Below are 21,780 nucleotides of genomic sequence, written 5' to 3' on the forward strand. Positions count from 1 at the left end.
GTCTCACCGCGTGGGCGGGGAACGCGGGAGGTCTCGGCAGATGGACGGTGCTTGTCCAGCAGGCCGACGGCTCGCCACGATCACCACACCATCCAGAGCGGTCGAGAGTCCTGGCTCCCCGACGCCGCAGCAACCCCCCGGTCCTCGGGTGCGGGTGCTTCCGCCAGGTCCGATGGGAGAGAGTTGATGAGCACCGCTAGCCTCGTGACCGTGCCGTCTGGACGACCGACCGTCTCCTTCGAGCTCTACCCGCCGCGCACGCCCGCCCGTGCGGCGGCGGCGTGGGAGACGGTCGAGCGCCTGGCCGCCGCCGGGCCGGACTTCTTCTCGGTCACCTACGGTGCCTCGGGGTCCTCCCGGGACGCGTCGCGGGACGTGGTGCGCCGGATCCTCGCGGAGACCTCGGTGCCCCCGATCGCCCACCTCACCTGCGTGGGTGCCACCCGGGAGGAGCTCGGACGCGTCGTGGGCGAGCTCGTCGACGACGGTGTGCGCGACTTCCTGGCGCTGCGGGGCGACGCACCCGCGGGGCAGAGCGGGTGGGTGCCGCACCCCGGTGGCCTCAACGGGTCGAGCGAGCTGGTCGCACTCATCCGCGACGTCGAGCGGGCGCGCTTCGGTGCCACGGGTGCGCTGAGCGTCGCGGTCGCCGCCTACCCGGCCGGCTCCAGCCACACCCGCGCCCAGGACGTCGCCGCCCTGCTCGAGAAGCAGGCCGCCGGCGCCGACTTCGCCGTCACCCAGGTCTTCTACGACACCGCCGCCTACGCGGGCCTCGTCGAGGACGCGCGGTCGGCGGGCGTGTACCTGCCCCTGGTCGCGGGCGTCATCCCGATGACGGACCCGCGCCGGCTCACCCGCCTCGCCGAGCTCACCGGCGTCCCGGTCCCCACCGACCTGCTCGCCCGCCTCGCCGACGCAGCCGATGACGAGGAGCGGCACCGGGTGGGGATCGACGCCACCGTCGAGCTCGTCGAGGGCGTCGTCGCCGCGGGCGCCCCCGGTCTCCACCTGTACACCTTCAACCAGCACCGGCCGGCCCTCGACGTCGTCGAGCGCCTCCGCCGGCCGCTGACCGCCACGACCACGAGGACTCCGCGATGACCGACCGCACCACGCCCACGCTGCCCGCCGCCACCATCCTCGGGTACCCGCGCATCGGGCCCGGCCGCGAGCTCAAGCGCGCGATCGAGGCCTTCTGGGCGGGGCGCAGCGAGCTCGACGACCTCCAGGCCAAGGCGGCGGACCTGCGCCGTCGCCAGCGGTCCCGGCTGGTCGAGCTCGGTCTGGCGCCCGACGACGCGTCCATCCCCAGCGACTTCTCCTACTACGACCAGGTCCTCGACATCGCGGTCACGCTCGGTGCCGTCCCGCCACGGTTCGCCCACCTCCTGGATGACGACGGCGCCCTCGACCTGCCCGGCTACTTCACCCTGGCGCGGGGGTCGGAGGAGCGGCCGCCGCTGGAGATGACGAAGTGGTTCGACACGAACTACCACTATCTCGTCCCCGAGATCAGCCCGCAGACCGCGTTCCGCCTGAGTGACGACCGTGTGGTGCGGCTCTTCCTCGAGGCGGCGGCCGAGGGCGTGACGACCCGTCCCGTCGTCGTCGGGCCGGTGACCTTCCTGCTGCTGAGCAAGGCCGTCGGCGTCGAGGAGACCGAGGGTGACGGAGCCGCGCCGACGGCTGCCCCGCCGGAGGGTTTCACCCCGCTGGACCGCCTCGACGACGTCCTGCCGGTCTACGTCGAGCTGCTCCGCTCGCTCGGGCAGGCAGGTGCGCCGTGGGTGCAGGTCGAGGAGCCGGCGCTCGCCGTCGACTGGGGCGTCGACCGCGATCGGGTGCTGGCCGCCGTCGAGCGGGCGTACGCGGCGCTCGCCACGGAGACGAGCCGTCCGGAGCGTCCGGCGCTCTTCGTGCCCGTCGCCTACGGACCGGCGGAGGACGCGCTGCCGGTGCTCGCGCGCGCCGGGGTGGAGGCCGTGGGCATCGACCTGGTCCGGGGCGGCGTGCCGTCCGGTGAGGTGTTGGGGGAGCTGGGCGACACCGCCGTCGTCGCCGGGGCCGTCGACGGGCGCAACGTCTGGCGCACCGACCTCGACGCCGCCCTCACCCGGCTGCAGGAGCTCGAGGCCGGCCTGCGGCCGGGAGCGGGACGAGAGGGCACGCTGTCCGTCACCACGTCGACCTCCCTCCAGCACGTCCCCTACGACGTCGGGGCCGAGACGTCGCTCGACCCGCAGCTGCGCGCGTGGCTGGCCTTCGCCGACCAGAAGGTCGAGGAGGTCATCGCGCTCGCGACTGCGCTCATCGAGGGACGGGACGCCGCCGAGGGGGCGTTCCTGACGGCGGCCGACCGGCGCCGCAGCCGGCTCGAGCACCCCGGGGTCCGGCGTGCGGAGGTGCGTGAGCGGGTGGCGGCGCTCGGTGAGGCGGACTACCGGCGTGCGGACTTCGCCGAGCGGGCCTCCGCCCAGGCGGCTGTCCTCGACCTGCCGCCCCTGCCGACGACGACGATCGGCTCCTTCCCGCAGACCGTCGAGATCCGCAGGGCGCGGTCGCGCCACGGCAGGGGCGAGCTGAGCACCGCGGAGTACACCGCGGCGATGCGCGAGGAGATCGCGCGCGTCGTCGGGCTGCAGGAGGAGCTCGGCCTGGACGTCCTCGTCCACGGCGAGCCCGAGCGCAACGACATGGTCCAGTACTTCGCCGAGCACCTCGAGGGCTTCGCGGTGACCGAGCGCGGCTGGGTGCAGTCCTACGGCACGCGGTGCACGCGGCCCTCGATCCTGTGGGGCGACGTCGCGCGGCCGGCGCCGATCACCGTCGAGTGGTCGAGCTATGCGGCCTCGCTGACCGACAAGCCGGTCAAGGGGATGCTCACCGGGCCGGTGACGATCCTCGCGTGGTCCTTCGTCCGCGACGACCAGCCCCTCGCGGACACCGCCGCTCAGGTGGCGCTCGCCCTGCGGGACGAGGTCGCCGACCTCGAGTCCGCCGGTATCGGCGTCATCCAGGTCGACGAGCCCGCCCTGCGTGAGCTCCTGCCGCTGCGGTCGGAGGACCACGCTGCCTACCTCGAGTGGTCGGTGGGCGCGTTCCGGCTCGCGACGTCGGTCGCCGCGCCGCGCACCCAGGTGCACACCCACCTGTGCTACTCGGAGTTCGGTGAGGTCATTGGCGCGATCGACGCGCTGGACGCGGACGTCACGAGCATCGAGGCCGCGCGCTCGCGGATGGAGGTGCTGCCCGAGCTCCAGGCCGCCGGCTTCGCCCGCGGGGTGGGCCCCGGCGTCTACGACATCCACTCACCGCGCGTGCCCGGCGAGGAGGAGATCGCCGAGCTCGTCGCGCTCGCCGCGGAGTCGGTGCCGTCCGGGCTGCTGTGGGTCAACCCCGACTGTGGTCTGAAGACCCGCGGCTACGAGGAGGTCGAGCCCTCGCTGCGCCACCTCGTCGCCGCGGCCCGCCAGGTCCGCGACCGCCTGACCACGTCGACCGAAGCCTGAAACAACTCCGCTCTCGGCGGAGTTTCCCGGGGGTTCCCCGTCGTCGAGAGCGGGGTTGTTTCGGGCCTACGGGCGGATGCGCTCGGTGGTGATCTCGAAGCCGGCGGTCACGAGCCGGTCGGCGAGGGCCATGCCGAGGCCGGTCGCGGGCGTGAGCACGCCACCGCCGCCGGGCAGGTGGTTCTCCTCGAGGGCGAGCGCGGCCGCGACCTCCCCGATCATCACGGCCGTCGCCGCGTACCCCGGGTCCCCCTGCGCGGCGACGACGGTGCGGTACCGCGCCCCCGTCGTCGTGCGGGCGAGGACCTCCATCCGGAAGTGTCCGCGGCGCCGCGTCTCGGCGTCCGGGCCCTCGCCCGGTGAGGGCAGGAGGCGGTCCGCCAGCCAGCGGGTGGGGGGCAGGGCCAGCGTTGCCACGGCGGCGTCGACGCCGGCGGCGAGGGCGCGTGCACGGCGCCGCCCGCGGTCACCGGTGCCCGTGGCGACGACCTCCCGGTAGCGCAACCCACGTCCGTAGCGCCAGCCCTGCAGGGCGTTGCTGCGGTGCACGATCCGGCTGTTGAAGGCCGCCATCGGGAACGGGGCGACCCACGAGCCCGTCGCGGCGTCCCGGAACGCGCGCGAGGGGACGTGTTGGTCGACGTCGGGGGCGTCGGCGCGGTCGGGCACGAGGGCGTACGGGTCGGCGATGAGGCGGCGCTTGTCGGGGTCGCGGGCGGCGTCGACCTGGATCCGCATGGAGTCGATCGTCCCGCCGCTGACCCCGCCGGCGATCTCGGTGACGGTGAGGGTGGTCTCGAGCAGCTCTCCCTCGCCGTCGGCCAGGGCCCGCTCGGCGGCGAGGAGGACGGCGAGGTCGGAGGGGACGGAGTCGAAGCCGCAGCTGTGGACGATGCGGGCACCGGTCTCCTTGGCCCGCTCGTGGAAGCGTGCCGCGGTGTCCCGGATGAACAGCACCTCCCCGGCGAGGTCGGCATAGTGCGTGCCTGCCTCGGCGCACGCGCGCACCAGCGGGAGCCCGTGGCGTGTGTACGGACCGACGGTGGTCACGACGACGCGGGTGGAGCGGGTGAGCTCGGCGAGCGCGGCGTCGTCGTCGGCGTCGGCGATGACGACGGGCCAGTCCGCGGCGGCGGGACCGAGCCCGCGCCGCACCTCCTCGAGGCGCTCCCCGGAGCGGCCGGCGAGACCGGCCCTCAGGCCCCGGCCGTGCTCCGCCAGGTACTCGGCGACGAGCCGGCCGACGAAGCCGCTGGCGCCGTAGACGACGACGTCCAACGGGCGGTCCTCACGGTGCACGCTCATGGCTCCGACCGTATGCCGCTCCGCTCAGCCGCGCATCGCGCGGAGCTGCCCGTCGAGGCGGCTCAGCCGTAGACCATGCCCATCGCGGTGCGGACCTCGGTCAGGGTCTCCTCCGCGACGGCGTTCGCCCGCGCGTTGCCCTCGGCGAGCACCTGGCGCAGGTAGCCGGGGTCGGCGACCAGCTCGGCGCGGCGCGCGCGGATCGGGGCGAAGTGCTCGTTGACGGCCTCGGTGACGACGCGCTTGAGGGTGCCGCCACCGCCGTCGCCGATCTCGGCGGCGACATCTCGCGGGTCCCGGCCCGTGGCGAGCGCCGCGAGGAGCACGAGGTTGGAGACCTCGGGGCGCCGACCCGGCTCGTAGCTGATGGTCCGGTCGGAGTCGGTGACGGCCTTCTTCAGCCGCTTGGCGGTGGTGTCCGCGTCCATCCCGATCTCGATGGTGTTGCCCTTGGACTTGCTCATCTTCTGCCCGTCGGTGCCGAGCAGGTTCGTCGCGGCGGACAGGAGGGCCTCGGGAGCGCGGAAGACGGGCTCGTCCGCGTGGGCGCGGCCGTACCGTGTGTCGAAGCGGCTGGCAATGACCCGCGCCTGCTCCAGGTGCGGGAGCTGGTCCTTGCCCACCGGCACGAGGTTGGCCTTGCAGAAGAGGATGTCCGCCGCCTGATGTACGGGGTAGGTGAGGAGCAGCCCGGACATCGGCCGCCCGCCGGTGGCCTCGTACTCCGCCTTGACCGTCGGGTTGCGGCGCAGCTCGGAGTCGGTGACGAGGGAGAGGAACGGCAGCATCAGCTGGTTGAGCGCCGGCACCGCGGAGTGGGCGAAGATCGTCGTGCGCTGCGGGTCGAGGCCGATCGCCAGGTAGTCCGCGACGAGGGAGAGCACGCGGTCCTGGATCTCACCGACGGCGTCGCGGTCGGTGATGACCTGGTAGTCCGCGACGAGGACCCACGTCTCGACACCGCGGTTCTGCAGCGCCACCCGGTTGGTGAGCGTGCCGAAGTAGTGCCCGAGGTGGAGGTTGCCGGTGGGCCGGTCACCGGTGAGGACCCGGAACCGCGAGGGGTCGACGTCGATCTGCGCCTCGATCTGCTCGGAGCGCAGTCGCGTGCGCTCGAGGGAGGCGTCGGAGGTGGAGTCGGCCAGCGCGTCGGCCACGGCGGCGTCTTTCTCGGCGATCTGATCGGTACTCACCCGGCGATCCTAGTCGTCCGCGTTGGCGGTTCGATCTGCTGCGGGTGCGCGCGGTGGCGGGCGTCACCGTAGGGTGGGTGCCCTGCACATCACTCACGGAGGTGGACGTTCATGGGCAAGCTCTCGTTCTTCGTCGGTGCCGGCGTCGGCTACCTGCTCGGCGCCCGGGCTGGGCGCCAGCAGTTCGAGAAGATCAAGTCCGCCAGCCAGCACGTGTGGGAGAACCCCCGCGTCCAGACCAGCGTCCAGAAGGTCGAGGACCGCGTCGCGCAGGTCGCCAAGGAGCAGGCCTCGGCAGTGACGGACCGGGTCGCGGAGACGGTGAAGAGCCGGATCGGCGGCTCGTCGTCGAGCTCTGGCTCCTCGTCGAGCGGCTCGTCGGACGACGGCTCCACGATGCGGCCGACCCCGCCGCAGCCAGAGATCTGAGGCCGATCCCCACCGCCCTCGTCGGCTTCGGCCTGGCAGGGCGGGTATTCCACGGCCCGTTCCTCGGGGACGACGCGCGGTACAGCCTCGATGTCATCGTCGCGACGGCACCGGAGCGCGTCGCCGACGCGGAACGGCTCCACCCGCGGGCGCGCGTGGTCGCGAGCGTCGAGGAGGCGCTCGCGACAGGGCCCGAGCTCGTCGTCGTCGCGACCCCGCCGGCGAGCCACGTACCGGTGGCGCACGCGGCGCTGGAAGCCGGCTGCGCCGTCGTCGTCGACAAGCCGCTGTGTGCTGACCCCGCCGAGGCGCGTGCGCTGATCGAGCGGGCCGAGGAGCTGGACCGGCCGCTCACCGTCTTCCAGAACCGGCGGTGGGACAGCGAGTTCCTCACCCTGCGGCGGCTGCTCGCCGAGGGCGCCCTGGGGCAGGTGCACCGGTTCGAGTCGCGGATCGAGCGGTGGAAGACCGCCGAGACCAAGCCGTGGAAGGCCGCGGCGACGTGGCGTGAGGGCGGGGGCGTCCTCTACGACCTCGGCTCCCACCTGCTCGACCAGGCGCTCGTGCTCTTCGGGCCGGTCGCCGAGGTCCACGCCGAGCTCGCCTCCCACCGTGGCGGCGCGGCCGACGACGCCTTCGTCTCGCTCCTCCACACCAGTGGCGTCCGCTCCCACGTCACGGTGAGCACGACGACGGCGCAGCCGGGGCCACGGATGCGCGTCCTCGGGTCCGGGGGTGCGTTCGTCAAGGTCACCGGGGACGTGCAGGAGGCGCAGCTGGCGGGCGGGATGCTCCCGTCAGCGCCCGGGTACGGACGGGAGCCCGAGGGGGATGCCGGTGTGGTCGGCGTCGGGGACGACGTCGCCCGGGTCACCAGCGAGCCGGGCGCCTACCACCAGTTCTACGCCCTGCTCGCCGAGGCGCTGAGGGGTGGCGGGCCGCTCCCGGTCGACGCGCGCGAGGCGCTCGCGGTGATCGAGCTCATCGCGGGCATCCACCGCTCGGTGTGAGGACGCCCGAAACGTCCGGGTTCGGGAAGGCGGCCCTCGTTTCCCCAGCGCCCGGAACCCTGTGAGGCTTGTCCGCGTGACGACTTCCGACCGACCCGAGCCGACGCGTGCGCAGGTGCGCCGCTGGCGCCGCTACCTCGCCGACGAACGCGCGGAGGCGGCTGTCTACCGCGACCTCGCCAGCCGTCGTCAGGGGGAGGAACGGGCGATCCTCCTCGAGCTCGCGGAGGCGGAGCGCCGGCACGAGGAGCACTGGCGCGAGCTGCTCGGCGAGCACGTCGGCCACCCGCAGCGCGGTGCGGTCCGCACCCGCGTCCTCGGCTGGCTCGCGCGCCGGTTCGGCGGGGTCTTCGTCCTCGCGCTCGCCCAGCGCGCCGAGGCGCGCTCGAGCTACGCCGCCGACGACGACGCCACCTCGGCGATGGCCGCCGACGAGCAGATCCACGGTGAGGTCGTCCGCTCGTTGGCCACCCGCGGCCGCAGCCGGATGTCCGGGATGTTCCGGGCCGGGGTGTTCGGGGCGAACGACGGACTGGTGTCCAACCTCGCCCTCGTCCTCGGCATCGGTGCGACCGGGGTCTCCGGCCAGACGGTGCTGTTCACCGGGATCGCCGGCCTGCTCGCCGGGGCCCTGTCGATGGGCGCGGGGGAGTACGTCTCGGTGCGCTCGCAGCGCGAGCTGCTCGAGGCCTCCCGGCCCGACCCCCAGGCGCACGAGGCGATCCCGCACCTCGACGTCGACGCCAACGAGCTCGCGCTGGTCTACCGAGCGCGGGGCATGGACCCCGTCGAGGCCTCCGCCCACGCCCGCGAGGTGCTGTCGGCACCCGCGCTGCGCTCCGCCGACAGCCCGGAAGCCGAGTACGAGGAGATCGGCACCGGGTGGACCGCGGCGATCTCGAGCTTCTTCTTCTTCGCCTCCGGCGCGCTGCTGCCGGTGCTGCCGTACATGGTCGGAATGTCAGGGACGCCGGCGGTCGTCGTGTCCGCGGCGGTCGTGGGTGTCGCGCTGCTCCTCACGGGCGCCATCGTGGGCGTGCTCTCCGGCGGGCCGCCGCTCAAGCGCGCACTGCGCCAGCTGGCCATCGGGTACGGGGCGGCGGCCGTGACGTACGCGCTCGGGCTGGCGTTCGGGACGACGCTGGGTTGATCTTGGGCGGTGGCTGACGGTCTGCCGGTCGCCGGAGTGGCCGACACGGGTGTCGCCGGTCCACTCCTCGCGCGGTGACGAACCACGCTTCCACAGAAGGCCGGGGTCCCGGCCGCGGGTCGAGTGACTCGGACATCTCCTACTGAAGTGGACATTGCGCCCTCCCTGGGGAGGATGGTCCCGCCTCGGCGCGCGGGACTAGCGTGGTTGGTTGCCAGAGAAAGCGCTTACCAACGGAGGAGCGTGACGATGACGTCAGTACGGCAACCCACCAGACGCCGGGCGGTGACTGCGGCCGCAACGGGTCTCGCGATGTGCGCGACCCTGCTCGCAGCGCCGGCCGGTGCCCAGACCGAGGAGCCAGGTTTCACCGAGACCTTCAGCTTCGAGGGCTACACCACCGGTGCCCTCGACGGCCAGGACGGTTGGTCGGCAACCACCGCGGCCACCGTGATCCCCGACCCCGTGAACCAGAACAACCGGGTGCTGGAGATGACCGGGGCCGGACACCGGGCGCACCGCGCGGTCGCCCCGATCGAGGACGGTGACACCGGCACGGTGTTCTTCCGGATCCGGCGCGAGGGCAGCGTGGACACCTCGTTCGGCATCACCGACAACGACAACCCGTCCGACTTCGCGCACAGCCGCGCCTACGTCAACAACCAGAACAGCGACACGCTGCTGGTCCGCAACGGCGGAGCCTTCGCCACCGCGGGCACGTGGTCCGACGACGTGTGGCAGTGCGTGTGGATCGTCGCCGACAACGCGACCGACGAGGTCACCGTCTACAGCCAGGGCGGTCCCTACGAGGAGCAGACCCGGCTGCCAGAGGGCGCCGAGGCGACCTTCGGCTTCCGCCAGCCGGTCGACGGCCCCCTCGACCGCTTCTTCTGGATCAACGGCTCCCCGAACACCGGCCGGCTCATGCTCGACGACGTCGCGGTCGACACCACCGGCGCCAATCTCGACATCGCCACCGGCAACCCGGCCGACTGCGAGGTCGCCGACGAGGCGGACCAGCCGCTGCTCAACCCGCTGCCCGACCCGGAGCTCTCCACCCTCGGCATCGAGGTCGAGGAGCTCGTCCAGCTGCCGGAGTCGCAGACCACCCCGGCCACCCAGGACCAGCGGCTCATCCGGCACAACCGCATCACGCACCTCGACGAGGTGCCGGACGACTCCGGCCGGCTGGCCGTGCCGGACATGAACGACATCCTCTACATGGTCGACGAGGAGACCGGCGAGTACACCGCCTACCTCGACGTCCGCGAGCAGTTCATCGACAACTTCCACAACCACGCGGGCCTGGGCACCGGGTTCGGCTTCGTCGAGTTCCACCCCGAGTTCGCCGAGAACGGGATCTTCTACACGGTCCACACCGAGGCGGGCTCCGCGCTCACCGAGGACACCCCCGACTTCCCGGCGTTCGGCAACACCGGCTACCACAGCGTCATCACCGAGTGGACGGCGAGCGACCCTGCGGCGGAGACCTTCGAGGGCACGAGCCGTGAGCTCATGCGCTTCCCGTTCGCCGGTCGGGTCCACACCGTCCAGCAGATCGCCTTCAACCCGACCGTCGAGGAGGGCGACTCCGACTACGGCATGCTCTACATCCTCGTCGGTGACGGCGGCAACGGCGTCGGCAACGACAACCCGCAGAACCTGGCCACCCCGCAGGGCACGATCTTCCGGGTCGACCCGCTGGCAGACGACAGCGCCAACGGCGAGTACGGCGTCCCGGCGGACAACCCGTTCGTCGGCGTCGACGGCGCGCTGCCGGAGATCTACGCGGTCGGCATGCGCGACCCCCACCGCATCAGCTGGGACACCGAGACCGGGACGATGTACCTCGGGCACATCGGTGAGTGGCAGGTCGAGTCCGTCTACGAGGTCCAGGCCGGTGACAACTTCGGCTGGTCCGACCGTGAGGGACCGTTCGTCGCCGAGAACCGGCAGATCTTCCCGCTGCCCCCCAACGACGCCGAGGAGTTCGACTTCACCTACCCGGTCGCGGCGTACGACCACAACCGCGACCCCGGCCAGACCGGTGACGCGGGCGTGGCCCTCAACGGCGGCTTCGTCTACCGCGGAGCGATCCCCGAGCTGCAGGGCAAGTACCTGTTCACCGACCTCGTACGCGGCTGGGTGCTGGCCACCAACGCGGACGAGATGGTTCGCAACGACGGCGACCTCGAGGACCTCGCCACGATCGAGGAGCTGCGCGTCTTCCACGACGGCGAGCAGACCACCTTCCAGGAGCTCGTCGGCGACCGTCGCGTGGACCTGCGCTTCGGTGCCGACGCCGACGGCGAGCTCTACCTCGTCTCCAAGGCCGACGGGAAGGTGTGGAAGGTGACCGGCGCCCGCGTGGTCGAGCCGGAGCCGGAGAACAACGTCGTCGCCCACTACGACTTCGACCACCCGGTCGAGGGCAACCCCGCGTGGGAGGACGACCAGGGCTTCTCCGGGACCGACATCGAGCTCGTCAACGGCGGCGCCCTCATGCGCGTGGCCGACGCCGCCTACCCGGGTGCGGGCCGTGCCCTGCAGACCCAGCAGCTCAGCCCGACGGTCAAGGGCAACGACGACTGGAAGGCGGGCATCTACGACCCCGACGGTGTGGAGTCCCTCGACGCCTTCGCCGGCGCCGACGGGATCACCGTCATGGGCTGGTTCAAGCGGACCGGGGACCTCCCCGCGCTCAACTCGGAGACCAGCTCCAACCCCGACGACCGCTTCAACGCGATCGGGCTGGCCGGTGTGCTCTCGGGCAACTCCGACGGGCACGGCGTGCGTGCCCTGCTCGAGGTCATCCAGGTGAACGGGGAGCTCAAGCTCGTCGCCCTCGGGCGCCGGCTCGACGACGGCAGCTCGTGGACCTTCGCCGCGGACAAGCCGTGGGACGAGATCCTCGCGCGCAACGAGTGGGTCCACCTCGCCGCCACGTTCGACTACGTGGGCGGTGAGATGAAGCTCTACATGAACGGTGAGGAGCTCGCGGGGGAGTACACGGCGGCGAACCCGTGGGGCTCCGGCCCGACGTCCGGGACCGCGCCGGACGGCATCAAGATCGGTGGCAGCTTCCCGCAGAACAACGCGGAGCGGAACCCGTTCCACGGGCGGATGGACGACCTCTACTTCCTCGACACCGTCCCGACGGCCGAGGAGATGGCCAGCCACTACGCCCTGTACGGCGCCGAGCCGGTCGAGCCCCCGCCCGCGCCGTCGTGCGAGTTCGCGGAGTCGACGACCGACCTCATGGCGGCGGAGAACTGGGCGCCGCGCACCCCCGCCAAGTGGGAGCTGCCCGGCGACCAGATCATCCTCGCCGAGGCCGGTGACAACCCGAACGACGGTATCCGCCGCCCGTTCGAGTACGCCGTCCTCGACGGCCGTGAGTTCGAGTCGGTCCAGATCGACGCGGAGGTGCGGCTCGATGCGCCGTCGTCGGTGAACAACCGGGACGTCATCATCGTCTTCGGCTGGCAGTCCGACACGGAGTACTACTACGCGCACATCTCGCAGGACAACGCGATCTACGCCCACAACGGCATCTTCAAGGTGAACAACGCCGACCGGGAGCGGATCGACGACCAGTGGAACGGGTCGATCGGTGCGCCCCCCGCGATCACCGACGAGGAGTGGCACGACGTGCGCGTCGTCCACTGCGCCGGCACCGGCGAGATCGCCGTGTGGGTCGACGGTCACGACGTGCCGCTCATGACGGCGACCGACGACACCTTCGGCTCCGGCCAGATCGGCTTCGGCTCCTTCGACAACACGGGCCGGATGCGCGACCTCGTCGTCTCCGTCCCGGCCGCCCAGGAGGCCGTCGCCACGACGACGACGCTCGGGCTGTCCCGTCACGTCGGCTCGTACGGGGCCGTGACGACGGCGGAGGTGACCGTGACGGCCGAGGACGGCACGCCGTCGGGAGCCGTCGAGATCCACGAGGGCGGCGAGGTCGTCGCGACCGGCGAGCTCGACGCCGACGGACGTGCCACGGTGCCGCTGCCGCGGGGCCTGGCCGCCGGGGCGCACCGCCTGACCGCGGTCTTCCCGGGCAGCGACGGCTTCGAGGCGTCGACCAGCCGGACGATGCCCTACGTGGTCCTGCCGGCACTGGCGCGGGTGGACATCGACGCTCCGTCGTCGGTGCCGCGGGGCACGGCCCCGGACATCACGGTGGACGTGCTCGGCCGCGGTGACGCACCGACCCCCACCGGGACGGTCACGGTGACTGCCGGCTTCCGCCGGGTCGCCGAGGTGCCGGTCGGTGAGGACGGAACCGCCGAGGTCCAGCTGCCGCCGCTGCGTGGGCTCACGCTCGTGACCGCCGTGTACAGCGGTGACCACGGCTACCTGCCGGGCCTGGACATCGACACCGTCTGGGCACGCTGACCCGACCACACTGAAGGATCAGGGACCCTGCACCTCACCGGTGCAGGGTCCCTGTTCGTTCGCCACGTGCTGCCGGACCGCCCCGGGTGGTGCGGCAGCACGTCCCCGGCGTCGTGGAGGTGCTGCCATGACCACGGTCATGCAGGGGTGGCTGGCCCGCCCGACCAGGTCAGGTGGCCGAAGATGCGGTGGCAGCCCACGCCGATGCTGTTCGTCAGCACCGTGGCGACCAGCACGCCGATCATGCCCTCCCACGTCGATGCCGTGCCTCCGAGGTGCACCGCGAACAGCGTCGAGAAGCCGATGAACATCGCCGGCACGGAGGTGAGCGCCCGTGTCCGGCCCAGCAGGATCATGAGCGGGTTGATGACGATGAGTGCAGCCACGGTCCCGAGCCACTGCGGGACATCCGGGCCCACGATCTGTCCGAGTGCGGATGCAGCCGCGAGCGCCCCGGTTCCCAGCACCGCTCCCGTGGTCAGGCAGCTGACGAGGACAGGGGTGCGCACTGCCCTGCTGCCGCCGGCGAGGCCGGCTGCCGCCCACCCCAGGAAGACGCCGTAGACGGGCAGCCCGGACACGGCGCCGAGGATGGTGGCGCAGACCGCGAGGATCGTCGCGGCGATCTCGGGAGGCAGTACCCGGCGCGCTCGGCTCGACACGCTGCTCGTGACGGCGTCGGGTTTCGTCGGGGAACTGGTGGTGGCACTCACCGTTGACCTCGGCATCGAGTTGGTTCGGACAGTAGTGAACGGGCCTCCGGTCGCGGGGCCCCGTCGCCAGGACCTCGTCGCGGGTGGGGCGCACGCGAACGGTTGACGGCTTCGAATACTATAGGGCATGCTGCGCCGAGGGTGGGCCGCCGCCGCTGCAGACCGGTACGCGCCAACTCGTCCTTGACGCCACGAGCGCGACGTTGATATTATATATAACTACCGCAGTGACCAAGGGCCAACGTAGACCCCCCGACGCAGAGTGGCGACGATGCAACTCATCGGTGAGCGCACTCTGCTGACACCCCACACGAGGATGTATGCGGACAGCACTGTCGAGACACACAGGGACGGATGTGGCTGACGTCCGGCCTGGATTCGCTGGGCACTCGGCACTCCAGCGGCTTGATGACTACAACACCGTTCAGCCTGTGGCTCTGACGATCGCTGACTCTGTCGTGGAACCCCGAGGGAGCCGCCGCCCGTCGAACGGCAGGCTGCTCGACCGCCCCGTCGGCATTGTCAAGGACAGTATCGCCGTGGACGGGTTGCCGTTGACCTGCGGTTCCCCCGCCCTCGAGGGCTGGTACCCGAAGCGTGATGCCCATGCCGTTCGCCTCCTCCGCGAGTCCGGCGCCGTCATAGCCGGCAAGGCGAACCTCAGCGAGTGGGACGGCGGTCGGTCAGGCCGGCAGGTCCGAGGATGGAGCGGGATCGGTGGGCAGCTGGGGCATCCTCGGGACACCACGTACAGCCCCGGCGGCTCCAGCTCGGGATCCGCGGTTGCCGTGGCGCTGGGGCTCGTGGACTGGGCACTCGGCACGGAGACGGTCGGCTCCGTCGTCCAACCGGCGTCTCTCAACGGCATCTTCGGTCTCAAGCCGACGCACGGCGTCGTCTCGAGCGATGGCCTCGTCCCTTCCGTGAGCCCGCTGGGGCAGAGCACGATCGGGATCCTGACGCGGGACGGCGAGCAGCTGTCCCCACTGCTCAAGATCATGAGCGGGCGTTCGGTGGGCCGCAACGGTGAGGCGGGGCGGGGAGACCGTGTGGCGCCGGGAGGTGACTCCGACCCCCGACCTCTACCGCGGAGCCTCACCCTCGTCACAGCGAGTCCGATCGGCTGCGAAGACGTGTGGGCGTCCCTCGTGGACACGCTGCTCGAGCTCTTCCGCGTGAACGGTACGGACGTGAGGACAACCAGCCAGATCATGCCGGCGGAGCTTCTCGCGGTGATGCAGACACTGCTGTCCCGAGAGTCGAACGCGGCCTACAACGGTTTTCTCCGGACCCTGCCTCCGCGCTTCCCCCAGAGCTTGTCCGAGCTGATCCATTTCAATGACGGCAATCGGACGGGGGTTCGCGGGTATGACGACCAGGAATGGCTGGAGTCGGCTCTCGGAGCAGAGCCGCTGACACCCGACAACTTCACCGCCTACAAGGCGACCCGTCATCAGCTGCGCGAGAATGCCGCCGACATCATCGAAGGCATGCTGCAGCTTTCCGGAGCGGACTTCCTCGTGGGAATCACCGAGCGTCCCAGCTGGAAGATCGACCTCGTCAGAGGCGACCCAGAGCCGTCCCTCCTACAAGCACTGCCGTGCATCAGCGGCTATCCACACCTCACCGTGCCCGGCTTGACGGTGGAGGGATGGCCCGTCGGCGTCTCGATCATCGGGCGCCCGCATTCCGACCTTGAGCTGTTGGAGGTGGGGAACATTCTCCATCGTCTCCTGGTGAGTGTGCCGGCCACCTGACGGGAATTGCCGAGCCGGGCTACGCCCTCACCAATCTGTTCAGCACAGCACAGCACCGCACCAGACTCACGTGAATCTTGGGAAGGAACATCATGAAAATTCGTGGAACGCATTCAGCGGAGGACCGTTCACGCGTCCGGAAGCTGCGGACCAGGCCGGTCCTGGCAGCGGTCACGGCTGCGAGCCTCCTTGCGGTGGCCGCCTGTGGCTCGGGATCTGAGGAAGGCGGGGACGGCCCGATCGAGCTGTCGTACTGGACCTCTGCCACGGAGCCGAAGGTCAGGGCCGCGACCGAGGAGATCATCGCCGATTTCGAGGACGCCAACCCGAACATCACCGTCGACCACCAAGCCCTTCCGTTCAACGAGTACTTCGAGAAGGTGACGATTGCCTTCGGTGGCGGGAACCCGCCCGACGTCCTGTGGGTCGACTCGACCATGACGACGGCGTACGGCGACCAGGGGCTGCTGACCCCGCTCGACGACTACCTCACCGAAGAGGATGTCAACGACTTCCTGCCCAACCCGCTGGAAGACATGACGTACAACGACGAGATCCAGAGCCTCGCGCTGCACCAGTCGACCGAGGCGCTGGTCTACGTCAAGTCCGTCGTCGAAGAGGCCGGTGTCACGCCGCCCACGTCCTACGAGGACGGGTGGACGTTCGACGAGATGGTCGAGGCCATGCACGCGGTGGTCGACTCGGGCATCGAATGGGGCTACGCCCCCACCTATGGGATCGGCCAGTACTCGGTCTACCCGTTCATCTATGAGCTGGGAGGCTCCGTCTACAACCAGGAGGCCGAGGCGTTCCAGGGGTACCTGGACAGCCCCGAGACCATCGACGCCGTGCGCAAGTGGGCGAGCCTGTACACCACGGAGGGTCTGGCGCCGGCCGAGGTCCTGCCCGACATGCTCGGGACCAAGCAGCTGGCCTTCCAGGAGACGAACCCCTTCGTCGTCGTCGACGTCAACGAGAAGTACCCGGATGTGGAACTAGGTGTCGCGCCGCTTCCGTGCGACGAGCAGTGCGCCGTCGCCTCGGGTGGATGGCACGTGGGTATCTCCCAGGCGAGCGAGCACCAGGAAGCGGCCTGGAAGCTCGTCGACGCCCTCGCCGGGGTGGACGGCGCCGCTCGGTGGTCGGAGGCCACGCACTACCTGCCGGCGCGGCAGTCCGCGTACGACGCGAACGCGTCGTGGATCGAGGAGCAGCCGTGGTCCGTCTTCTGGGAGGGCCTGAACGAGCACGCGGTGCCTCGTCCCCGCACGGCTCGCTTCCAGCTGTACGCGGACGAGATCGACGCCGTCCTGCGGGACGCCTCCCGCGGCACCGACCCGGAGGCGGGCCTGCAGCGAGCGGCTGAGAAGCTCGAAGCGGCTGCCGAGTAGGCACCATGACACTCCTTCGGCGGACGACGGCCTCGACGCGACCGTCAGCCAGCGGCGGGTTGCGAGAAAAGGAGCACGACCATGCCTGCTGATGTGCAGGATCGCAGAAGAGCGGGGACGTACACCACCTCGGAACGGTTGAGCCGCGCCTGGGATAAGTTCTCCGGTTATGTATTCGTGGCACCTGGTCTCATCGGGCTGTCGCTCTTCTTCCTGTTCCCTTTGCTCTTCGCCTTTGTGATGAGCATGATGTCGATCTCGCTCGTGAACCCGGACAATGCGGCGTTCGCCGGGTTCGACAACTACCGTGACTCGTTCTCTGACCCGACGTTCATCCGCAGCCTGTGGAACACGATCCTGTACGCGGTCATCCAGACACCGCTGCAGACGATCCTCGGTCTGTCGCTGGCGCTGCTCGTACAGAAGTCAATTCGCGGAATCGGTATCTTTCGCACGCTCTACTACCTGCCCGTCGTCATCTCGATGGTGGTGGCCTCGGTCATCTGGCGCATCGCGTACTCGCCGGACGCGGGCCTGATCAACTCCTTCCTCAACCTGTTCGGTATTCCGTCGCAACCCTTCCTGGCAAGCTCCAGCCAGGCGCTCGTCTCGGTTGCCGGCATGCTGGCGTGGAAATGGGTCGGCTTCTCGATGATCATCTTCCTTGCCGGGTTGCAGAGCATCCCGCAGGACGTGTACGAGGCCGCCCGAATGGACGGTGCGAGCAGATGGCAACAGTTCCGGAAGATGACGCTGCCGTTGCTGAAGCGCACGATGCTCTTCGTCGTGGTGATCAACACGATCAACAGCTTCAAGCTGTTCACACCGATCCTGCTCATCACTGGGGGAGGTCCGAACGACTCGACGACCGTGCTCGTCTACTACGTCTATAAGGAGGCATTCCACTACTACAACTTGGGGACGGCGTCTGCCGGTGCAGTGGTTCTGTTCGGCCTGGTGCTGGGCGTACTCCTCGTGCAGTTCCGCCTCTTCAAGACAGATGTGGAGTACTAGGAGATGTCCGAAACACGCACGACGAAGTTGGGTGTAGTCGTCCGGTACGTCCTGCTGGTGGTGGCGGGCTTGATCGCCCTCTTCCCGATCGTCTGGGCGGCGAGCGCAGCGATACGGCCCCGGTCGGACACGTTCTCCAACATCTCGCCGATGTCCTGGAGGACGTTCTTCCCCACCGAGTTCACCCTGCAGAACTTCCGGGATCTGTTCGCCTCGGGACCGTGGGACAGGTACTTCTTCAACACGGTCGGTGTCGCGCTGGTGACCACCGTCCTGTCCGTCATCGTGTGCTCGCTGGCCGCTTACGCGCTTGCTCGGGTCAATATCCGCGGAAGCAAGTACATATTCGCGTTCGTGCTGAGCATGGCCATCCTCCCGTTCGAGGTGATCGCGTTCCCGCTCTACCTCGTGGTCCGCGAGCTCGGCCTCCTCGACACGTACGCGGCGCTGGTCCTGCCGTTCATCGGCAACGCCTTCATCATCTTCCTGCTCCGGCAGTTCTTCACGGACGTGCCGAAGGCGTACGAGGAGGCGGCCCGGCTCGACGGCGCAGGTCCGATCCGGATCTACGTGACCGTCTTCCTGCCACTGACCTGGCCCGCGCACGTGACGGCGGCACTGCTCAGCTTCCAGGAGAGCTGGGACCAGTTCCTGTGGCCGCTGATCGCCACGAGCTCCGAGGAGGTGCGGGTTCTGCAGCTCGGCATCTCCACGTTCATCTCCAACGAGACGACCCAGTGGGGCGCGCTCTTCGCGGCGGTGAGCATGACGATGACCCCGCCGATCCTGCTCTTCCTGTTCCTGCAGCGCTACTACATCAGAGGGCTGTCGACGACGGGACTCAAGTAGCTGAGGAGCGGCCTACGCCGGAGGTCTGACTGGAAGACTATTTCGACGCCCTGAACAAAAAGCGATTGTTTCTCTAGAATGAAGGTGCTCAATGGATGAGAAGTTTATTATCGACACCGACCCGGGCGTGGACGACACCGCGGCCATCTTCTGGCTCCAGAAACGGTATCCGGACTCGATTCTGGCCATGACGACGGTGTTCGGCAACATCGAGGTGGAGCGCGCCACCTCGAACACCCAGATCCTGCTTTCCGAGCTGGGCCGGACCGACGTCCCGGTGTACGAGGGCTGCGCTGGGCCCCTGGTGGGTCAGCCGATGTTCGCCAAGCACGTGCACGGCGACACCGGCTTCGGTGGCTTCGTGAGCGACATCGAGACGAATGTCGACGTGCAGAAGGAGGCCGGCGCGGTCGCCATCCTCGACACCTTGAGCCGTCACGGCGAGGGAGAGGTGAGCATCCTCGCTCTCGGCCCGCTGACGAACCTCGCGGTTGCCTACCGGTTGTCCCCGGAGACATTCCGACGTGTACGACGCGTCATCTACATGGGCGGTGCCGTGACGACGTGGGGCAATGCGGCGCCGCGCGCCAGCGCCAACATGGCCAACGACCCGGACGCGGCTGCCGTCGTCGTCGAGTCGGGTGTGCCGCTCGTCCAGGTGGGCCTGGACGTGTGCCGCCGGTTCGTTGTTCCTGAGGCGGGGATGGACCAGGTCAACGAGAAGGGTGGGCGTATGGGGGAGATTCTCTTCCAGATGATCAACGGGACGTACGCGTCGTACGACCGTCCCAAGGGTCGACACCCGTCGAACGTCGCCGGCGTCTACTTCAACGACGCACCGTGTGTGGGGTTCGTCCTGTACCCCGAGCTGTTCGACGTCGCGCATGTCCGCGTTCGTATCGAGCGGCACAGTACGTTGACGCGGGGAGAGACCGTCGCGGACATGGACGGCCTCTGGGGGGAGGAGCCCAATGTCAGGGTGCTGCTGAACGTCGACGGCGACGCGCTCGCTGAGGCGTTCGTTCGGGACATCTCTGCCTGAGGCGCGCGAGATGGAGGGCACCGGCCGACTGCCAGACCGTACCGGTTCCGGCAGTCGGCCGGTGGTCCACGCCAGCAACGCCCAGCGCGAACCGACGGGTTGCGTCTTCGGAGTGCAGCCTCCGCTCGTGGTGAACTTGCGGAGACACATGTAGCAAGGTTCATGCCCGAGCCGGGTGGGTGACGTCGCAGCACGACCGAGGGAGGCGAAGCGAGTGGGAAGTATGAACCTCATGGATCAGCTTCCGTTGGCTGACAGGGCCTATGACGTACTGATGGTCGAGTTCATGAGTGGCGCCCTGCGGCCCGGTGACAGACTGAAGATCGACACTGTCGCCCGGAAGCTCGGCATCAGCCACACGCCGGTCCGCGAGGCACTCGTACGGCTCGAGCAGACGGGCTTCGTCGAGCGACAAGCGCGACGGGGGTACGTCGTCGCACGTCTCCTGGACAGCTCGGAGATGGCTCAGCTCATGGATGCACGGCTGGCGATGGAGCCTGCGATGGCGGCGCTGGCTGCGACGCGCGGAGACGAGAACTTCCTCGGAAGCCTTCGGAGCACGATCGAGACGATGAATCGCGCGGACGACACACCTGGCGGTGAGGCGCTCATCGGCTGCTGGTTGGCGGACGAGGCGTTCCACACCCTCATCGCCGAGCGGTCGGGGAACCGGTTCATGGCACAGGCGTACCGCTCGCTCGGTGGCCAGCTGCAGCGGTTCCGGATCATCAGTGGCGCCGGCGTCTCGCATGCGAGAGCAGCGTCGCAGGAGCATCAGCGCATCTTCGCGGCCATCGCGGGGGGCTCGGGGGAGGATGCTCGGGCCGGCATGGTGACGCACCTGGAGAACGCGAGGGCGCGAGCGCTCGCGGACCTGGAGAGAGCGGCCGTTCGGCTGGACGCCCAGGAGGACGGGCGGCCCCATGGTTGACATCGGCGATCCAGTGACCCCGACGGCTCATCTTGTTCGGATCGGCGCCTCCCGTGGCAAGGAGGACGCATGCACGAGGCCCCTGGTCGGAGCGCTCGAGAGTGTGGGTCTGGAGGTCAGCGTCGTCGAGTCGGCGCCGGGACGAAAGGCAGCCAGTTGACCACCGTCCCGGGCGGCGGGCGACGTACGTGAGCTCGTCCTGAGCCGCGTCACCCCAGCTACCGACCAGCTCAGGACGGGTTGACCACTTCGAATACTATAGGGCATGGTTGAGGTCAGGGAGGCGATGATGCACAACGATCTCGGCGGCTCGAATGCCGCCTCGAGCTCTTACACTGCCCATCCCGTCGTGGAGGGTTTCCCGGGCAAGTCCTCGTCACACGGGGCTTTCGGGTGGAGCAGCCTGTGGCTGCTCGACGACGGCGTGCGGCGGGTGCTCGTCGACGCCGGACCGCCCGCGTACATCCCGCTCATCCATGAGGGCCTCGCGCGGCTGGGGCTGAACGCCGGCGATGTGACCGACGTGCTGCTCACCCACATGCACTGGGACCACGTCGCGAACTTCACCATGTTCCGCAACGCAACGACCTGGGTCGGTGAGCAGGAGCTGGCGTGGGCGGCGGAGCAGCCTGCCGGGACGAAGTTCATCCCGGACCTGCACGTCCAGGAGCTGTTGCGCCGGACGGAGGGTGTCGAGCGCATGTCTCCCGGCCAGGAGCTCCTGCCCGGTATCCACGCGATCGCCAGTCCCGGGCACACCCCGCACCACCTGGCGTTCCTCACCGAGCGAACCGCCGACCCGATGATCTTCGCCGGCGACTCCGTGAAGAACATCTACGAGCTCGCCACGTCGCGGGCCGACTTCACCATGGACGAGGAGCAGAGCGTGTCGACGATCGACCGCCTGCGCTCGCTCCTCAACGACACCGGGGGAGTGCTCGTGCCCGGCCACGACGTCGGGCTGACGCTGGCCGAAGGCGATCTGCGACGAGTTCACCCCCAGCGGGCGAGCATCGGCTACTTCGCCGACGCCGCCAGTGGCGAGCAGGACCGCAGTATCGGCTGACGCCGCTCCTCTGACGA

General features: G+C 69.8%; 16 protein-coding genes. 13 read left to right on the forward strand and 3 right to left on the reverse strand.

All coding sequences use genetic code 11. The annotated features are described in order from the left end of the window. The first annotated feature begins 186 nt into the window (after positions 1-186). Both VR894_RS05145 and metE read left to right on the forward strand, forming a co-directional pair. A complete protein-coding gene (locus VR894_RS05145; protein WP_324650276.1) occupies positions 187-1,104 on the forward strand; it encodes a methylenetetrahydrofolate reductase in 918 nt (305 codons plus the stop codon). Further along, entirely contained in the window at positions 1,101-3,512 is a 2,412-nt protein-coding gene (gene metE, locus VR894_RS05150; protein ID WP_324650277.1) for a 5-methyltetrahydropteroyltriglutamate--homocysteine S-methyltransferase, read from the forward strand. Before VR894_RS05145 ends, metE begins: the two co-directional genes overlap by 4 nt. 66 nt (positions 3,513-3,578) lie before the next feature. Here the strand turns inward: metE and VR894_RS05155 are convergent, their stop codons facing one another. Together VR894_RS05155 and trpS are read right to left on the reverse strand one after the other, a co-directional pair. Further along, complete coding sequence (locus VR894_RS05155; RefSeq protein WP_324650278.1) at positions 3,579-4,817, reverse strand: saccharopine dehydrogenase family protein; 1,239 nt, start codon at positions 4,815-4,817, stop codon at positions 3,579-3,581. A gap of 62 nt (positions 4,818-4,879) precedes the next feature. Next, positions 4,880-5,974: a tryptophan--tRNA ligase gene (gene trpS / locus VR894_RS05160; protein WP_324650522.1), complete on the reverse strand. Its 1,095-nt coding sequence runs from the start codon at positions 5,972-5,974 to the stop codon at positions 4,880-4,882. Positions 5,975-6,121: 147 nt separating this feature from the next. On the opposite strand from trpS, the gene VR894_RS05165 reads away from it, so the two are divergent. The 4 genes from VR894_RS05165 to VR894_RS05180 all read left to right on the forward strand — a co-directional run bounded on the left by VR894_RS05165 (position 6,122) and on the right by VR894_RS05180 (position 13,000). After that, on the forward strand, positions 6,122-6,439 hold the full coding sequence (locus VR894_RS05165; protein WP_324650532.1) for a YtxH domain-containing protein: 318 nt from the start codon (positions 6,122-6,124) through the stop codon (positions 6,437-6,439). 5 nt (positions 6,440-6,444) lie between these two features. After that, entirely contained in the window at positions 6,445-7,449 is a 1,005-nt protein-coding gene (locus tag VR894_RS05170) for a Gfo/Idh/MocA family oxidoreductase (protein WP_324650523.1), read from the forward strand. Positions 7,450-7,525: 76 nt separating this feature from the next. Further along, a complete protein-coding gene (locus tag VR894_RS05175; protein WP_324650279.1) occupies positions 7,526-8,599 on the forward strand; it encodes a VIT1/CCC1 transporter family protein in 1,074 nt (357 codons plus the stop codon). 249 nt (positions 8,600-8,848) lie between these two features. Then, positions 8,849-13,000 (forward strand): Ig-like domain repeat protein, encoded by a 4,152-nt coding sequence (locus VR894_RS05180; protein ID WP_324650280.1) that lies wholly within the window; start codon positions 8,849-8,851, stop codon positions 12,998-13,000. A gap of 137 nt (positions 13,001-13,137) precedes the next feature. Here the strand turns inward: VR894_RS05180 and VR894_RS05185 are convergent, their stop codons facing one another. Then, a complete protein-coding gene (locus VR894_RS05185; RefSeq protein WP_324650281.1) occupies positions 13,138-13,713 on the reverse strand; it encodes a DUF1097 family protein in 576 nt (191 codons plus the stop codon). Positions 13,714-14,144: 431 nt separating this feature from the next. Here VR894_RS05185 and VR894_RS05190 point away from each other — a divergent pair, with 431 nt between their 5' ends. From VR894_RS05190 to VR894_RS05220, 7 genes are all read left to right on the forward strand, one after another. Further along, positions 14,145-15,470 carry an amidase family protein gene (locus VR894_RS05190; RefSeq protein ID WP_324650282.1) on the forward strand — a complete coding sequence of 442 codons (1,326 nt, stop codon included), beginning with the start codon at positions 14,145-14,147 and terminating at the stop codon, positions 15,468-15,470. 194 nt (positions 15,471-15,664) lie between these two features. After that, positions 15,665-16,861 carry an extracellular solute-binding protein gene (locus VR894_RS05195; protein WP_324650283.1) on the forward strand — a complete coding sequence of 399 codons (1,197 nt, stop codon included), beginning with the start codon at positions 15,665-15,667 and terminating at the stop codon, positions 16,859-16,861. Between the two features lie 81 nt (positions 16,862-16,942). Further along, positions 16,943-17,875, forward strand: coding sequence for a sugar ABC transporter permease (locus VR894_RS05200; protein ID WP_324650284.1), 933 nt, complete (start codon positions 16,943-16,945; stop codon positions 17,873-17,875). A gap of 3 nt (positions 17,876-17,878) precedes the next feature. Next, positions 17,879-18,724: a carbohydrate ABC transporter permease gene (locus tag VR894_RS05205; protein ID WP_324650285.1), complete on the forward strand. Its 846-nt coding sequence runs from the start codon at positions 17,879-17,881 to the stop codon at positions 18,722-18,724. Positions 18,725-18,815: 91 nt separating this feature from the next. Continuing rightward, on the forward strand, positions 18,816-19,766 hold the full coding sequence (locus tag VR894_RS05210) for a nucleoside hydrolase (protein ID WP_324650286.1): 951 nt from the start codon (positions 18,816-18,818) through the stop codon (positions 19,764-19,766). A gap of 232 nt (positions 19,767-19,998) precedes the next feature. Continuing rightward, on the forward strand, positions 19,999-20,697 hold the full coding sequence (locus VR894_RS05215; RefSeq protein WP_324650524.1) for a GntR family transcriptional regulator: 699 nt from the start codon (positions 19,999-20,001) through the stop codon (positions 20,695-20,697). A 265-nt stretch (positions 20,698-20,962) separates the two neighbouring features. After that, a complete protein-coding gene (locus tag VR894_RS05220; RefSeq protein WP_324650287.1) occupies positions 20,963-21,763 on the forward strand; it encodes an MBL fold metallo-hydrolase in 801 nt (266 codons plus the stop codon). Positions 21,764-21,780 lie beyond the last annotated feature (17 nt).

Origin of the sequence: Georgenia sp. H159 (genome assembly GCF_035607575.1) — a bacterium.
Taxonomy (GTDB): Bacteria; Actinomycetota; Actinomycetes; order Actinomycetales; family Actinomycetaceae; genus Oceanitalea.

Excerpts from the sequence above, each read along its gene's own strand:
- VR894_RS05145 (WP_324650276.1), top strand. The coding sequence starts at position 187 with ATGAGCACCGCTAGCCTCGTGACCGTGCCGTCTGGACGACCGACCGTC.
- metE (WP_324650277.1), top strand. The coding sequence starts at position 1,101 with ATGACCGACCGCACCACGCCCACGCTGCCCGCCGCCACCATCCTCGGG.
- VR894_RS05155 (WP_324650278.1), bottom strand. The coding sequence starts at position 4,817 with ATGAGCGTGCACCGTGAGGACCGCCCGTTGGACGTCGTCGTCTACGGC.
- VR894_RS05165 (WP_324650532.1), top strand. The coding sequence starts at position 6,122 with ATGGGCAAGCTCTCGTTCTTCGTCGGTGCCGGCGTCGGCTACCTGCTC.
- VR894_RS05180 (WP_324650280.1), top strand. The coding sequence starts at position 8,849 with ATGACGTCAGTACGGCAACCCACCAGACGCCGGGCGGTGACTGCGGCC.
- VR894_RS05200 (WP_324650284.1), top strand. The coding sequence starts at position 16,943 with ATGCCTGCTGATGTGCAGGATCGCAGAAGAGCGGGGACGTACACCACC.
- VR894_RS05205 (WP_324650285.1), top strand. The coding sequence starts at position 17,879 with ATGTCCGAAACACGCACGACGAAGTTGGGTGTAGTCGTCCGGTACGTC.
- VR894_RS05210 (WP_324650286.1), top strand. The coding sequence starts at position 18,816 with ATGGATGAGAAGTTTATTATCGACACCGACCCGGGCGTGGACGACACC.
- VR894_RS05215 (WP_324650524.1), top strand. The coding sequence starts at position 19,999 with ATGGATCAGCTTCCGTTGGCTGACAGGGCCTATGACGTACTGATGGTC.
- VR894_RS05220 (WP_324650287.1), top strand. The coding sequence starts at position 20,963 with ATGGTTGAGGTCAGGGAGGCGATGATGCACAACGATCTCGGCGGCTCG.